The sequence below is a fragment of the Ruthenibacterium lactatiformans genome (genome assembly GCF_000949455.1).
GTDB classification, from domain to species: domain Bacteria; phylum Bacillota; class Clostridia; order Oscillospirales; family Ruminococcaceae; genus Ruthenibacterium; species Ruthenibacterium lactatiformans.
The window spans coordinates 1-14417 of the sequence record NZ_JXXK01000051.1 but is presented as its reverse complement, the minus strand read 5'-3'; the positions used below and the strand labels follow the sequence as shown (position 1 = coordinate 14417).

Annotated in this window: 14 protein-coding genes; 10 read left to right on the top strand and 4 right to left on the bottom strand. The window is 59.7% G+C overall.

Going from position 1 to position 14417, the window contains the following annotated elements; all coding sequences use genetic code 11:
• The 8 genes from TQ39_RS21340 to TQ39_RS18655 all read left to right on the top strand — a co-directional run.
• Positions 1–551: hypothetical protein (locus tag TQ39_RS21340; protein ID WP_167541555.1), on the top strand; the 551-nt coding region annotated here is incomplete at its 5' end.
• Positions 454–2031: a hypothetical protein gene (locus TQ39_RS18690; protein WP_050006654.1), complete on the top strand. Its 1578-nt coding sequence runs from the start codon at positions 454–456 to the stop codon at positions 2029–2031. The genes TQ39_RS21340 and TQ39_RS18690, both read left to right, overlap by 98 nt.
• On the top strand, positions 2032–3138 hold the full coding sequence (locus TQ39_RS18685; protein WP_050006653.1) for a hypothetical protein: 1107 nt from the start codon (positions 2032–2034) through the stop codon (positions 3136–3138).
• 602 nt (positions 3139–3740) lie between these two features.
• Positions 3741–4646, top strand: coding sequence for a hypothetical protein (locus TQ39_RS18675; RefSeq protein WP_167541554.1), 906 nt, complete (start codon positions 3741–3743; stop codon positions 4644–4646).
• Positions 4603–5079 carry a hypothetical protein gene (locus TQ39_RS18670; protein WP_009322598.1) on the top strand — a complete coding sequence of 159 codons (477 nt, stop codon included), beginning with the start codon at positions 4603–4605 and terminating at the stop codon, positions 5077–5079. The genes TQ39_RS18675 and TQ39_RS18670 overlap by 44 nt, the downstream gene beginning before the upstream one ends.
• A gap of 40 nt (positions 5080–5119) precedes the next feature.
• Positions 5120–5596 carry a hypothetical protein gene (locus tag TQ39_RS18665; RefSeq protein WP_009322599.1) on the top strand — a complete coding sequence of 159 codons (477 nt, stop codon included), beginning with the start codon at positions 5120–5122 and terminating at the stop codon, positions 5594–5596.
• A 40-nt stretch (positions 5597–5636) separates the two neighbouring features.
• Complete coding sequence (locus tag TQ39_RS18660; protein WP_082052362.1) at positions 5637–6095, top strand: hypothetical protein; 459 nt, start codon at positions 5637–5639, stop codon at positions 6093–6095.
• A 290-nt stretch (positions 6096–6385) separates the two neighbouring features.
• On the top strand, positions 6386–7297 hold the full coding sequence (locus tag TQ39_RS18655; RefSeq protein ID WP_050006649.1) for a TPR end-of-group domain-containing protein: 912 nt from the start codon (positions 6386–6388) through the stop codon (positions 7295–7297).
• Positions 7298–7670: 373 nt separating this feature from the next.
• Here TQ39_RS18655 and TQ39_RS18650 read toward each other — a convergent pair whose 3' ends face one another.
• From TQ39_RS18650 to potA, 4 genes are read right to left on the bottom strand one after another with little or no spacing between them, the layout of a single operon-like run.
• Positions 7671–8915 carry an ABC transporter substrate-binding protein gene (locus tag TQ39_RS18650; protein ID WP_050006648.1) on the bottom strand — a complete coding sequence of 415 codons (1245 nt, stop codon included), beginning with the start codon at positions 8913–8915 and terminating at the stop codon, positions 7671–7673.
• A complete protein-coding gene (locus TQ39_RS18645; protein ID WP_009322604.1) occupies positions 8912–9775 on the bottom strand; it encodes an ABC transporter permease in 864 nt (287 codons plus the stop codon). The genes TQ39_RS18650 and TQ39_RS18645 overlap by 4 nt, the downstream gene beginning before the upstream one ends.
• The gene (locus tag TQ39_RS18640; RefSeq protein ID WP_009322605.1) at positions 9772–10581 is read right to left on the bottom strand and encodes an ABC transporter permease; all 810 of its coding nucleotides are present in this window, start codon (positions 10579–10581) and stop codon (positions 9772–9774) included. The genes TQ39_RS18645 and TQ39_RS18640 overlap by 4 nt, the downstream gene beginning before the upstream one ends.
• Positions 10582–10587: 6 nt before the next feature.
• On the bottom strand, positions 10588–11634 hold the full coding sequence (gene potA / locus TQ39_RS18635) for a spermidine/putrescine ABC transporter ATP-binding protein (protein ID WP_009322606.1): 1047 nt from the start codon (positions 11632–11634) through the stop codon (positions 10588–10590).
• Between the two features lie 452 nt (positions 11635–12086).
• On the opposite strand from potA, the gene TQ39_RS18630 reads away from it, so the two are divergent.
• Both TQ39_RS18630 and TQ39_RS18625 read left to right on the top strand, forming a co-directional pair.
• Positions 12087–12716, top strand: coding sequence for a GGDEF domain-containing protein (locus tag TQ39_RS18630; RefSeq protein WP_009322607.1), 630 nt, complete (start codon positions 12087–12089; stop codon positions 12714–12716).
• A 166-nt stretch (positions 12717–12882) separates the two neighbouring features.
• Positions 12883–14187, top strand: coding sequence for an FAD-dependent oxidoreductase (locus tag TQ39_RS18625; protein WP_050006647.1), 1305 nt, complete (start codon positions 12883–12885; stop codon positions 14185–14187).
• Positions 14188–14417 lie beyond the last annotated feature (230 nt).

The window sequence follows — 14417 nt, the reverse complement described above, 5'->3', positions numbered from 1 at the left end:
GCAGATTTTTCGGCAACTGTCACAAAAATGCTCGCGAATACTTTGTATATTCGCGAGCATTTTTGTTTAACCTGCAAAAAAATCTGCCGGCGCGATTCGGCACCTGGAATTGTGCGGTATTGCTCTGGAAGAAAAAGGCGCGTTGCCGTAAGAAAACATGGTTTCCTGCGTCAATGCGCCGAAAGGGGGGGGAAGGGCTTTTTTCGGCGTCGATGGTTTTTAAACAGGGAGAGTCACCGGCCTGCCGAAAAAGCCTGAAAACCCGTTTCTCCGCCCAGACCTGCGCCGGGCGGGCAAACACCTCTTACAGAAAAAAGGAAAATTTCGCGCCGCCGTTCTTCGGAACGGCGGCGTTTTTGTGTTTTCCGGAAAAACGGACGCGGAAAGGTTTATGCTGGAAAGCGGAAGGGGCAAACCTCTTTCAAAACAAAATAAAAGCAGGAGGCGTCCGGCATGAAAAAGGCAGACGGATGGAGCATGGGCCAGGAGGAACAGAAGAAAAAGGCATTGGAGGAAAAGCTGCGGAAGCGGGTTTACACGGCGGCGTTTGAGGCGGCGCAGCAGCGAAAGGAAAAGCCGTGGCAAAGCTGGGACGAGACGTTCAGCGAACGGCTGGCAAAGCAGCCGTTCATTACGGAGGAGGAGCGGAAGCCGTTCGCGCCGTCCGGCGCGGGAGCGCAAAATGCCTTTTACACAGGGGAAAAGCAGCCGTGGCCGGGCTTGGGGGAAGCGTGGCCGGGGCAGGCGCGCCGGGCAGAGAGAACCCCTTGGGCGGCGCTGTCGGAGAACCCGCCGTCCGGCGCGGGGACCATGCTTTTGGCGGGGCAGCGCCGGAGCATGGCGCAGGCCACGCCGGGCGGGGAGCCGCCTGCCGGGCCGGAGCAGGGCGCGCCCGGCTTTGCGCTTGAGGGCGTGGACCCGGCGTACCGCGACGCGGTGTATGCGGGGCAGGCGCTGGCGGAGCTGCTGCGGCCCGAGCGGCGGAAGGCGGGCACGGAGACCGGCAAAGCATTGCAGCCCGGCGGGGGATATGGTACACTGAGAGCGGAAGAGAACGGCGAGGGGCTGGCAGCTATTGGTCAAAACGGTGTTTCCGACCTTACGCAGGCGGTTGACGGTGGGGAAAAGCAGCAAAGCGGCGGAACAGAGAAAAACGGTACGCCGCCACCCGAAGCGTGGATCGATAAGCCGCCGCAGCCCGACGGCTGGATAGAGGATACGCAGCACACAGACGGGCAGAGGGGGAAAATACAGTATTACGGGCAGGAATACCAGGGTACCTGGAAAAACGGAGAGCTCTATTTGGACGAAACAAGCCAATATCTGTTTTTGGTGCAAACCGGTGTAGTGGGTTCTATCCCGTCCTATTTGCTGTATGACAAATACAAGGGCTTGAGCGTTTCGCAGATCGTCAACGAGGCCCGCTTGCCGCTGGACCCGTCGAAGCCGCTTCCAAAGGCTTCGTCGGATGTGCAGGAAGCAATCGATTGTGTGGAGCTGCCGCCGGAGGTTACAGAGCACGCGAAATACCTGTATCAGACGCTGCCGGGCGGCACGCAAGAAAATACGACCCACCGTTTTGTGGATAAGGCCAATACCGCCGGCCCGGTTACGGTAACGGATGTGACCGTTGTTGAAGCTCCCCCGGAGAAAATCACAAATTCAACGCGGTCTCTGGCCGATTACATCGCGCAGGCAACGCAGCAGGTTTCTCTTTTTGGCCCGGGCGACAGCGTAGGTGTGGGGAGTGTGAACGGAAAGCCCATCGATGGGGATCTGGTGATGGGGATACTTGGGCTGCTGAACACGGCTGCGTCTTTGGTTCCGAACAGGACCTATGAGCATGCGCAGCAGGTGAAGGAGGCGGCGCCCCGCGTAATTTTGGAGGAGAAGGATGACGAAAACGCAGAAGAAAGAATCCGCGTCGCATACGAAGTAGTCGTACGCACAGGGTATTACGATGCGGCCGGGCGGCTTGTGCTGGACGGCAGCGTTTTGGGGGAGCGGTACATCATGGGGGTGAAGCAGTAAATGAACAGGGCCTGGCGTTCCAGAGCGATTCGGCAAATCGGCTTTTTTGCGATTCTGGCGGTGCTTGGGCTGATGGTTGTGCGCTGGTACTTTTTTATGCGGGCGCAGGCCATGCCCACCACGCTGGATATGACTTACAGCAACCAGCAGAACAACAAACGCGCGGGGTATACGTTCACCATTGGAGACGCCGTTTATTATCCGAGCCGGAACGGAATGGGCTACATGGTGCAGGGAAGAGAGGGCAAGGTTTCGTTTTCGCAGTGCCCGGCGCAGGAGAGCGAGACGTATGTCGTATATACGAAAGACGATAGCGATCCGTACAAGCTTTATGTGTACAGCAAGGCGGAGGAGGCTGTTGTTTTAAAAATAAAGGACGTCGAGCGTTGGCGGCTTGCGGGAAATACGCTGTTTTATTCCAGGGCGTGCACCGACCATCTGATTGTGGGTTATTACCCGGAGGACGTCTACGCCGTTTCGCTGGACACACGGCAGGAGAAGCTGCTTGCGGAGAATGTTATGAATTATCTTGTTTTGCGGGAAGACAAGCTGATTTACGCGCTGTACCGCGATGTGGAGTATGAGAAGGACGGGAAGCTCCCCGTTTACCAGGAGGAACCGGCGCTGGTTCCGTATTACGAGATGACGCTGCCGGAGGGCGGCGTGCGCAGGCTGGGGCTGTTCGAGTATACGGGTCGCTATGATTCCCGCCTGTATGCTTCATTTGTTGAGGGAGATTGCTTTTATTACACAGACAGGGTCGACGGACGCCGCGTTGTGATGCGGTATGACGTTGCCGCCCGCAGAAGGGATATCGTATATGACGGGGATTTTACGGGCCTGAAAAATGTTTTTGAAAACGCCCTTTATCTTTCCCGCGACAAAACAGATGGAGACAAAATGGACAAGGAATTTTTCTGGTTCAATATGGAGACGCGGCAGGAGAAGCTGTTTTTTACCATCACCGATGCCGATGAGGTGAGCAGCTCGTCGGTTGCGGTGCTTCGGGAGGGCGAGTATGTGATCACCTTTGACACTTGGAACACTGGGGATATTTCGATTTTGTACAAGGAAAAGGAGAGTAAATCGCATTTGCTGTACAATTAGAAAAGGATATTGCCGCGCCGCCGTTCTTCGGAACGGCGGCGTTTTTGTGTTTTCCGGAAAAACGGACGCGGAAAGGTTTATGCTGGAAAGCGGAAGGGGCAAACCTCTTTCAGAACAAAATAAAAGCAGGAGACATCCGGCATGAAAAAGGCAGACGGATGGAGCATGGGCCAGGAGGAACAGAAGAAAAAGGCATTGGAGGAAAAGCTGCGGAGGCGGGCTTACACGGCGGCGTTTGAGGCGGCGCAGCAGCGAAAGGAAAAGCCGTGGCAAAGCTGGGACGAGGCGTTCAGCGAACGGCTGGCCAAGCAGCCGTTCATTACGGAGGAGGAGCGGAAGCCGTTCGCGCCGTCCGGCGCGGGGGCGCAAAATGCCTTTTACACAGGGGAAAAGCAGCCGTGGCCGGGCTTGGGGGAAGCGTGGCCGGGGCAGGCGCGCCGGGCAGAGAGAACCCCTTGGGCGGCGCTGTCGGAGAACCCGCCGTCCGGCGCGGGGACCATGCTTTTGGCGGGGCAGCGCCGGAGCATGGCGCAGGCCACGCCGGGCGGGGAGCCGCCTGCCGGGCCGGAGCAGGGCGCGCCCGGCTTTGCGCTTGAGAGGGCGTGGACCCGGCGTACCGCGACGCGGTGTATGCGGGGCAGGCGCTGGCGGAGCTGCTGCGGCCCGAGCGGCGGAAGGCGGGCACGGAGACCGGCAAAGCATTGCAGCCCGGCGGGGGATATGGTACACTGAAAAAAAGGCAGGATACGGAAAGCTGGTGGGATGCCTTTTTGGAGCAGCAGGCGGCGCTGCAGGCGCAGACGCTGGCGCAGGAGCGCGCACAGGCCGAAGGTGTTGGCGCGGCGTACACAAAATATGTCCGGCCTTTGCTGGAGCGGGCCGCGCTGGGTTTGAGCACGATTTTGCCCGCTTTCCCCAGCGTTCCCGGCAGCGAGCCGGGAACAGGGCTTGCGCAGGCGATTGAAACAAGCAATGCAAATTATGAAAGAAACAAAACGCACGATATCTCCGGGCGGCCCGTCCACGGGCAGGGCGTTGACGCGGCGGGAGAATTTGCCTACGGCAATTCCCGGATAAAGGACAGCGGGTGCGGCGTGATCGGGACCTATAACGCGCTGTATCTGCTGGGGAAGGAGCCCAGCCTGGCCGAGGTGGGCCGGCGCTATGAGATAAGCGGCGCGATGGCGGGCGGCGGAGCATGGGGGACAAACCCCTACGGCGCGCCGCAGGTGCTGAAGCAATACGGCGTGCAGTACGAGGAATACACCGACCCGGACGCCCTGGAGCGCGAGGCGGGCGAAGGCGACGTGATGATCGTTTCGATCTGGAACCGAAAGGGTACGATTTTTGAGGGGTATCATACATTCGCGGTGCAGAAGGTGAACGGAGAATTGATGGTTTACAATCGATTTAATAATTCGGCGGAGTCAACGGAAAAAAAGACAATGGGGGAAGTTATTGAAAATGGACAATTTATTGTCGGGTACAGAGTGCAGAACGCGAAATAGGGCTTTGGGGCATGCCGTCCGGTGCGCGGCGATTATGCTACTGTGCGTGCTTTCGCTGTGCGCGTGCGACCCATATAGTGGCTGCCGCCCTTACGACTATGGAGATGCTAAATGGGTATGCGAGGAATACGGCGCATGGTTTACCGTAAAAGAGGAAGAAAATTATCAATGCTACGGCGAAGTAGTGGTGGATGGCAAAGTGCAGAAAATAGCTATTCTTTTTGCACCAGGTTCCTTTGTGGTGATTTTGCCCAGGGACGCAGTTGAAAATATGTCACCCATTGAGACAGATAATGAGCTGTGGAACGGCGAAGCAAAATACAGCCCCACTGAGTTTATACTGCACAGCCCCACGGTGAATTGCCTGTTCGACGAGGACGACGAGGAGGTCGTGTTCGTGCGGCAGGAACTGGACGAGGAACCCGCCGCCTGAAGGCGGCGGGCGGATGTCCGGCGGCGGGAGGTAATTGAAAATGGACAGTTTATTGTCGGGTACAGGGTGCAGAACGCGAAATAGGGCTTTGGGGCGTGCTGCCCAGTGCATCGCGGCAGCGCTGCTGTGCGTGCTTTTGCTTTGCGCGTGTGACCCGTATGATGGTTACCGTCCCTATGATTACGGAGAAGCCAAATGGGTGTGCGAGGAATACGATGCATGGTTTCTTATTGATGAGAATTTAAAAATGAAGTTTTGCGGCGAAATCATAGTCGGTGGAGAGAAAAAGAATATAGCGGTACGCTTTTTAAAAGCAGACTTTGTCGCTATTGTTCCCTATGAAATGGTAGATGGAGAAGTGAAGCTCGCATATGAGGATTATTTATGGCATGGAGACGCGAAATTCAGCCCCACCGAGCTTGTATTGCACAGCCCCATGGTAAATTACCTGTTCGACGAGGACGACGAGGAGGTCGTGTTCGTGCGGCAGGAGCTGGACGAGGCGCCCGCCGCCTGAAGGCGGCGGGCGGATGTCCGGCGGCGGGAGGTAATTGCAAATGGACAGTTTATTGTCGGGTACAGAGTGCAGAACGCGGGGTAGGGCTTTAAGGCGTGCTGCCCAGTGCATGGCGGCGGCGCTGCTGTGCATGCTTTTGCTTTGCGCGTGTGACCCTTATAATGGGTACCGCCCGTATGATTACGGGGAGGCAAGGTGGACATGTGAGGAATACGGTGCATGGTTTGAAATAAAGGAGAAAGAAGCAATTTATGGTGAGGTGATGGTGGATGGAAAAGCTGTTGAAGTTGAATATGCCTTTTATCCTGGGGGGCTTATTTACATTTGGCCGCGTTATATGGAAGGCTCTCAATACGGAGCAAGATTATGGGGTGGAGACGCAAAATACAGCCCCACCGAGCTTGTATTGCACAGCCCCACGGTAAATTACCTGTTCGACGAGGACGACGAGGAGGTCGTGTTCGTGCGGCAGGAGCTGGACGAGGAACCCGCCGCTTGAAGGCGGCGGGGCGCGCGGGCCGTTTTTTGAAGAACGGCGCATCTTGACAAACGGTGCACGTAAGGTTTATAATCTGCACGCGGCGGGTTTCCCGTGCTTTGGCACAGGCCCGGTGGGAGGCAACGCCGGAAAGCCTGTATGGAAAGGGAGCGGTCATCTATGAAAAAATTTTCTGCGATAGGCGCGGCTCCCGGCGTGTCCTTTGTGTAAATTCGTTTTGTGATTGCCCGGGAGAAATCACTCTCCCGGGCATTTTTATGCCCTTAAATCCAAAAAAGGAGCATAAACACATGAACGAAGACGTTTTATTGGAAGAAGTATTGGCGTTGGCGGAGCAGGACGGTTATGAACCGGCCTATGATTTCCTGCTCGCGCAGCGTGGGGCATGGAAGGACGGCGAGCATCCGCAGATTTATTATTTTCTCGCATGCCTTGCCGCCGGGGCGGGCCGCGCGCCTGCGGCGCTGGAGTGGCTGGCCGAGGCGGTGGAGCAAAAGGAGTATTGGTACCGTCCCGAGGTGCTGGACGACGGGGACTTAAAGCCGCTGTTCGGGGACGCGCGGTTTGAGACGCTGCGCAAAATTTCCGAGGGACGTTACGAGAAGGCCCGGCGTGCGGGCAGGATGCAGTTTTCGTGGCGCGGGCGCGCTGCCGGAACGTTGGTGATGGCGGTGCACGGCAACGGACAAAACGCCGGGATTGCGCGCCGGGATTGGGCGCCGCTGGAGCGTGCGGGTGCGCAGGTGGAAACAGTGCAGTCCTCGGTGGTGGATTGTACGGGGCGGTTTCGCTGGGAATACGACGGCGAAAATTACAGGCAGACAGCGGACGCGGCGCGTATTGTGCAGGACGCGGGCTATGAGCGGCAGGTTTGGGCGGGCTTTTCCGCCGGCTGTGATATGCTGCTGCGCACGCTGCTGTATACCGGGCTTTCCTGCGACACGCTGGCGCTGCAATCCCCGTGGACACCGCTGCTTGAGAAGGAATGCGCAGCGGTTTGCCGTGCGCTGGCGAAAAAAAACGTAGAGGTGCATCTTTTTTGCGGTACGCAGGACAGCGACTGCATCGAAATGGCGCAGATGCTGTACGGTGCGCTGCACAGCGCGGGCGGGCGCGTGCACCTGACGCTGCAGACGGGCCTGCGCCACCGGTTCCCGCCGCAGATGGGGCGGGAATATCTGCGGCTGGTAACGCGCCCATAGGGCGGCGCCGCACAAGTTACGGCTGACGCCGTAACGTGGGGGCCGCCGCAGGAAAAAGTTGAAAACCCGTTTGCCCGCCCGGACATGCGCCGGGCGGGCAAGCAGTTTTTTTAGGGCAATACCGCACAATTCTAAGAGCCGAATCGCGCCGGCCGGTTTTTTGGCAGGTTAAACAAAAAGCGCAGCGAATACTTTGTGTATTCGCGAGCATTTTTGTGACAGTTGCCGGAAAATCTGCAAGCGAGGCGACGCTTCAGGCGTCAGCCGTGAACTGTGCGCCTTTGCCTTAGTCTTTTTCGACATACAGGAGCGCCGCCGTTCCGAAGAACGGCGGCGCCTTTGCGTTCATTGCCTTGTAAAAAGGGAATGGCGTTTAAAACTGGCTGCGCCGGCGGCGTACCGCTTTGCGCCAGTAGCCTACGCCGGAAAGGGCCAGCATTGCCACCAGCATCAGCGGCATCACCCACCCGTTGCCCGCGGCGTCGTAGCTGCGCACATCGCTCCATGCCTTGTCCATGGCGCTGTTCAGCTCGTCGGGCAGCACCTCCATGGTCTCGCACCGGGAAAGCGTGTCTGCGCCGGGGTACATCATCTCGTTCTCCCGGGTCTCTTCGTCCAGAAGCGCGGGGACCTCTACCTGCGGCGAGGAATAGCAGATGTACTCCGCATTGGCCAGCGCTACCTGCGTTTCACACATGAAGTTGATGAACATTTCCGCGGCCTCTTTGTTCCGGCTGCCTTTGGGGATGCACATGGCGTCGATGTAGATATTGGTGCCCTCGGCGGGGATGAACATGGCAAGGTCGGGGTTGTCGGCCATCATCGTCACGCCGTCGCCCACGTAATAGGGGGCCAGCGCGGCCTCGCCGCCGCCCATTTTGTCGAACACCTCGTCCATCACATAGCTCTGGACCACGGATTTCTGCTCTTTCAGCTTTTCGGCCGCCTGCTCGATCTCCTGCACGGAGCCGGGGTTGATGGAATTGCCCAGCAGCTTGCCCGCAATGGCGAACGCGTCGCGGCTGTTGTTGAACATCAGCACCTGCCCGGCGTACTTTTCGTCCCACAGGATGCCCCAGCCCTGTTCCAGGTCGCCCTCGTCCACCATCGTCCGGTTGTACACGATGCACACGAGGCCCCAGGTATAGGCCACGCTGTATTTGTTCTGAGGGTCGAACGGTTTGGAGCGGTATGCGTCGCCGATGAGCGCCGCGTTGGGGATATTGGCGGGGTCAAGCTCCTCCAGCATGCCCTCGGCGGCCATTTTGCCGATCATATAATCGCTGGGGATGATGACGTCGTAATTGCCGCCGCCGCTTTTCAGCTTGGCGTACAGGCTCTCGTTGGTGTCATAGGTGGTGTAGTTGACGCGGATGCCCGTCAGGTTTTCAAATTCCTTCACCACATCCATGGAGCCGTCGGTGCCGTTGGAGATGTATTCGCCCCAGTTGTAGACGTTCAGCGTAATGCCCGCGTCCTTGAAGCGGGTGTAATCGTAACCGGGGGCAACCTCCACGCCGTCCGGTGCGGCAAGGGCCGCGGGGGACAGGCAGGCCGCAAGCGCGCCCGCAAGAAGCAGGCACAAAAAGCGTTTTTTTGCCTTCAGGATATGCTTCATCGCCTGCCCTCCTCTGCGCGCGCGGCCCTGCGCAGGCGGCGCTCTTTTGCGGAATCCACGGCGTTGGCCGCGAGGATGATGGTTAAAATCACCACGAACATGATGGCGGAAAGCGCGTTGATCTCCGGGCTGACCTTTTTCTTCGTCATGCTGTAAATGGCGATGGGCAGCGTCTGCATGGTGCCGGAGGTGAAATAGGAAATGATGAAATCATCAATGGAATAGGTGAGGCTGATGAGAAACGCCGACAGGATGGCCGGCGTGAGCTGCGGCAGCACCACCTTGAAAAACGCCTGCCGGGGATTGCAGCCAAGGTCCAGCGCGGCGTCGTAAACGGCCGGGTCCAGCTGGCGCAGCTTAGGGCTGACGTTGAAGATGACATAGGGCAGGCAGAACGTGATGTGCGCGATGAGCAGCGTGCCCAGGCCGAAGCCCTGAAGCTCCACCTCGCGCTGCAGAAGCCACGAGAGCGCCGCGCTGACCTGTCGGTTGAACACCACGAACAGCAGCATCAGCGAAACGCCGGTGATGATCTCCGGGTTGACGACGGGCACATAGCTGACGGCCATGACGGCGCCCCGGGCGCGCTTATTCATGCTGCTGATGCCGATGGCGGCCAGCGTGCCCACCACGGTGGCGATGCACGCCGCCGCAAAGGCCACGCCCAGCGAAACGCCCAGGCTTTTCAGCACCATGTCGTTGTGGAACAGGTTCTGGTACCATTTAAAGGTAAAGCCCGTGAACACGGTGCGGCTTTTGCTTTCGTTGAAGCTGAACGCGATGAGCACGGCGATGGGCACGTACAAAAAGCCGAACACCAGCACCAGATATGCGTTTGCAAGCAGGCGGCCCTTTTTCATACCATCGCCTCCATTTCCTCGGTGTCGGCAGTGGTGAAGCTCATGCACAAAAGCACAATGACCATCAGCACCAGGCTCATGGCGCTGCCGAGATTGTAGTTGTAGCTGTTGCCCAGGAACTGCAGCTCGATGAGGTCGCCGATGAGCAGGTTCGAGCCGCCGCCCAGCATGCGGCTGATGATGAACGTGGAGATGCTGGGCACGAACACCATGGTGATGCCCGTGGTGATGCCCGGCATGGAAAGCGGCACCAGCACCTTTGCCACAACGTGGTACACGTTTGCGCCAAGGTCCTGCGCGGCCTCGATGACGCTGTTGTCAATTTTGACCATGATGGTGTACAGCGGCAGCACCATATAGGGCAGGTAATTGTACACCATGCCCAGCACCACCGCGCCCGAGGTGTTGATCATGTTGAACGGCCCGACGCCCAGCAGCCCCAGAAAGCGGTTGATGATGCCGTTGTGCTCCAGAAGGCTCATCCACGCATAGGTGCGCAGCAGAAAATTCATCCACATGGGAAGCATGATGAGCATCTGCATCATGCGCTGGCTTGCGGGCCGCATGCGGGAGAGCAGGTAGCTGACGGGAAAGGCCAGCACAAGGCAGATGGCCGTGGCGATGGCCGCCAGGACGATGCTGCGGGCAAACACCGTGGTGTACGCGCCCAGGCCCATGATGTTTTCCAGCGTAAAATGCCCGGCTTTATCGGTGAATGCGAAATACACCACGATGGCCAGCGGCACGGCGATGAACGCCACCATCCATACCAGATAGGGCGAAGCGGTCCATTTTGTCTTTTTCATCGGCCGTCACCCCTGCGTGCGGTGCATGATGTGGATCTCGTCCGGCCCGATGTTCATGCCGATGAGCTCGCCCACCTGCGACGCCTGTGTGGAGTGGATGATCCACTCGTAGCCTGCCTGCCGCACGTGCATCTCGTAATGCACGCCCTTGAAGATGACGTTTTCCACCAGGCCCGTCAGCTGGCCCTGAATGGCGGGCACCACCTGGATGTCCTCCGGGCGCACCACCACCTGCACGATCTCCCGGCTGCCGAAGCCCGCGTCCACGCAGGTGAATTCCTGCCCGGCGAATTCCACGCGGAAGTCCCGCAGCATCACGCCGTCCAGGATGTTGGATTCGCCGATGAAATCCGCCACAAAGGCGTTGTTCGGTTCGTTGTAGATATCCTGGGGCGAGCCGATCTGCTGGATGTCGCCCCGGTTCATCACCACGACGGTGTCCGACATGGTGAGGGCCTCCTCCTGGTCGTGGGTGACGTAAATGAACGTGATGTCAAGGCTCTGCTGGATGCGCTTGAGCTCGATCTGCATATCCTTGCGCAGCTTCAGGTCCAGCGCGCCCAGCGGCTCGTCCAGCAAAAGCACCTTCGGATGGTTCACAAGCGCCCGCGCGATGGCCACGCGCTGCTGCTGCCCGCCGGAGAGCGCGGCCGTGTTGCGCCGCTCGTAGCCCTTCAGGCCCACCAGCTCCAGCATCTCCAGGCAGCGGGAGCGGATCTCTTTTTCGTCCAGCTTCTGCAGCCGCAGGCCGAACGCCACGTTCTCGAACACGTTCAGGTGCGGGAACAGCGCGTATTTCTGGAACACGGTGTTGACCTGCCGTTTGTACGGCGGCAGGCGCGTGATGTCCCTGCCCGCAAAAAAAACATTGCCCGATCTCGGCTCCACGAACCCTCCGATGACGCGGAGCGTCGTCGTTTTCCCGCAGCCCGAAGGCCCCAGCAGTGTGACGAACTCCTTGTCATGGATGTCGAGGGAAAGCCCTGTTAAAATGGGCTCGCCGTCGAAATCGACAACAATGTTTTTCAGTGCAACGATGATAGAATTGTCCATATGCATCCCCCTTTGCGGCTTTTCCCGGGGAAGCCCCGGGCCCAGCGAAGAGAGCGCCACCCCGCAAAAGGTTTGTTACACCGCCCGAAGGAGCGGCTGCAGCGGCGCATGTTACGCTGGCGTATGTTAAGATGGCTGCGCTTTGCAGCGCACAAATGATACTATACGGGCCGCTTGCCGGTTTGTCAATATATTTTACCCATTTTTTTCGCAATATTTTTGCAGAAACCGCGAAAAAACGCTGTTTTTCCTGTAGATTCCGTAAAAAAAGCGGGTTTTGCTTTGAAATCCTCCGGTTTTCTTCTGTATGCTCACCTTTATGCAGGGCATGCTTTGCGCTTTTTCGACATTGCTTCCTGCTACAATCAAAGGGATGAAAATGGGAATATGTGGAAATTTGAAAAGGGGCGGGAGCGATCATCAGCAGATATGACAAAGGCGCGGGCCGGTGTGTGCTGGCCGCGGCGCTGCGCGCGGGCGCGTTCGTTTTTGCGGCATACGCCACGGGGCGCGTGCTCTCGCGCAGAGCGCGGGCGGGGGACGAACGGCGCATTGAACAGCTGCGGCGGGAGTGCGGCACCGACATGCTCACGGGCCTTTTGAACCGCCGGGGCGGGCAGGAAAAGGCGGAGACCATGCTGGCCATGTGCCGCCGCTGCGAAAAGCCGATGGCTGTTCTGATGGCGGATATCGACCATTTCAAGGAATACAACGACGCGCACGGCCACCTTGCGGGCGACGGCGCGCTTTGCCGCGTGGGCGGCGCGCTGCAGAGCGTGCTGGCGCGCTCCTCGGACATGGTATGCCGGTTCGGCGGCGAGGAATTTCTGCTGTGCACGCCCTGCCGGGACACGGCCGAAGCCATGCGCCAGGCAGCGCGCCTGCGCCGCGCCGTGGAGGAGCTTGGCCCCTGTGCGCCGGACGGCTGCTGCGCGGGCCCGCTGACGGTGAGCGTGGGCGTAACGGTGTACAGCCCGGCGCGGGACGGCAGCGCGCCCGTGCTGCAGGACCTTGTGAGCCGTGCGGACCGCGCGCTGTACATTGCCAAAAAGAACGGACGCAACTGCGTGGTGCTGCTGTGAGCGCCGCGGCGTGCATACTCCGAAAACGCCCTGTTTTCTGCTTTTACGGCGGAAGACAGGGCGTTTTTGCACGGCGCCGCATAGGGGGCGGCGCGCGGTAAACACTATCCGTGGCGGCATGATACGCGGGCGCCGCACAAAAACAGGGACGGAATGGGGAAAACGGATGCTTTCGATGTGGCGGGACACGGCGGCGATGCCGGAATACGGGCGGCTGGAGGGGGACGTCCGGACGGACGTTTTGGTCATCGGCGGCGGGATGGCGGGGATTTTGTGCGCGCATTTTTTGCGGCAGGCGGGCGTGGATTGTGTGCTGGCGGAGGCGGACCGGTTATGCGCCGGCACCACCGGGAACACCACCGCGAAGATAACGTCCCAGCACGGGCTGGTATACGACGGGCTGCTGCGCCGCTTCGGCGCGGAAAAGGCGGGGATGTACCTGCACGCCAACGAGGCGGCGCTGGCGCGCTACCGCGGCATGTGCCGGGAGATCGACTGCGGGTTCGAGGAAAAGGACGCGTTTGTCTATTCCCTGGACGACCGGGGAAAGCTGGAAAAGGAGCTTGCGGCGCTGGAGAAGCTGGGGTTCCACGCGGGCTTTACGGACAAGCTGCCGCTGCCTTTTCCGGTGGCGGGAGCCGTGCGGTTCGAGCGCCAGGCCCAGTTCGACCCGCTGCGCTTTGCCGCGGCCGCGGCCAGAGGGCTGCGGGCCTACGAGCACACGCCCGTGCGCAGGCTGGAGGGGACGAGCGCCGTTACCGACCGCGGGACGATCCGCGCGGAGAAGGTCATCGTGACGACGCATTTTCCGTTCCTCAACCGGCACGGAAGCTATTTTCTGAAGATGTACCAGCACCGCTCCTATGTGCTTGCGCTGGAAAACGCGGCGAACGTGGGCGGTATGTATGTGGACGAGGCCGCGGAGGGCCTGTCCTTCCGGAACGCGCAGGGAATGCTGCTGCTGGGCGGCGGCAGCCACCGCACGGGAAAGCAGGGCGGCGGATGGCGGGAGCTGGAAGCCTTTGCAAAGCGGCATTATCCCCGCGCCCACATACGGTACCGCTGGGCCGCGCAGGACTGCATGACGCTGGACGGCGTGCCTTATATCGGCCCGTATTCGGCCCGCACGGAAAACCTGTACGCGGCCACGGGCTTCAACAAATGGGGAATGACCTCCGCGATGGCGGCGGCCATGCTGCTCACGGATATGGTGCAGGGCAAAAGGCCGGACGACGCTCCGGTGTTTTCCCCCTCCCGCAGCATGCTGCGTCCGCAGCTTGCGCTGAACGCGCTGGAGGCCGCGGCAAGCCTGCTCACGCCCACGGCGCCGCGCTGCCCGCACATGGGCTGCGCGCTGAAATGGAACGCGCAGGAGCATTCGTGGGACTGCCCCTGCCACGGCTCGCGCTTCACGCAGGAGGGCGGCCTCATCGAAAATCCCGCGATGCGGGACCTTGAGCTGGAAGGGTGAGCGGCGGGGCTTTGGGGAGCGCGGCTTCCTGTTCCCGCCCCGGCGGAGGCAACGACCGGCCGCGCGGTTTCGCCGCAGGCGAAATGCGACCGAACGGGAGCAAGGGCCGGGGCGGGAACGGAAGCCGCGTGTGGGAAAAGAGGAAAGTCCCCCGCTTTCGCGGGGCCGATTACGAAATCTGCCGATGGCGTTACTTTCTTAATGTTAAGAAAGTAACCAAAGAGCGCCGG

Coding starts and splice junctions, on each gene's coding strand:
- TQ39_RS18690 (WP_050006654.1), top strand. CDS start 454: ATGAAAAAGGCAGACGGATGGAGCATGGGCCAGGAGGAACAGAAGAAA.
- TQ39_RS18685 (WP_050006653.1), top strand. CDS start 2,032: ATGAACAGGGCCTGGCGTTCCAGAGCGATTCGGCAAATCGGCTTTTTT.
- TQ39_RS18670 (WP_009322598.1), top strand. CDS start 4,603: ATGGACAATTTATTGTCGGGTACAGAGTGCAGAACGCGAAATAGGGCT.
- TQ39_RS18665 (WP_009322599.1), top strand. CDS start 5,120: ATGGACAGTTTATTGTCGGGTACAGGGTGCAGAACGCGAAATAGGGCT.
- TQ39_RS18660 (WP_082052362.1), top strand. CDS start 5,637: ATGGACAGTTTATTGTCGGGTACAGAGTGCAGAACGCGGGGTAGGGCT.
- TQ39_RS18655 (WP_050006649.1), top strand. CDS start 6,386: ATGAACGAAGACGTTTTATTGGAAGAAGTATTGGCGTTGGCGGAGCAG.
- TQ39_RS18650 (WP_050006648.1), bottom strand. CDS start 8,915: ATGAAGCATATCCTGAAGGCAAAAAAACGCTTTTTGTGCCTGCTTCTT.
- TQ39_RS18645 (WP_009322604.1), bottom strand. CDS start 9,775: ATGAAAAAGGGCCGCCTGCTTGCAAACGCATATCTGGTGCTGGTGTTC.
- TQ39_RS18640 (WP_009322605.1), bottom strand. CDS start 10,581: ATGAAAAAGACAAAATGGACCGCTTCGCCCTATCTGGTATGGATGGTG.
- potA (WP_009322606.1), bottom strand. CDS start 11,634: ATGGACAATTCTATCATCGTTGCACTGAAAAACATTGTTGTCGATTTC.
- TQ39_RS18625 (WP_050006647.1), top strand. CDS start 12,883: ATGCTTTCGATGTGGCGGGACACGGCGGCGATGCCGGAATACGGGCGG.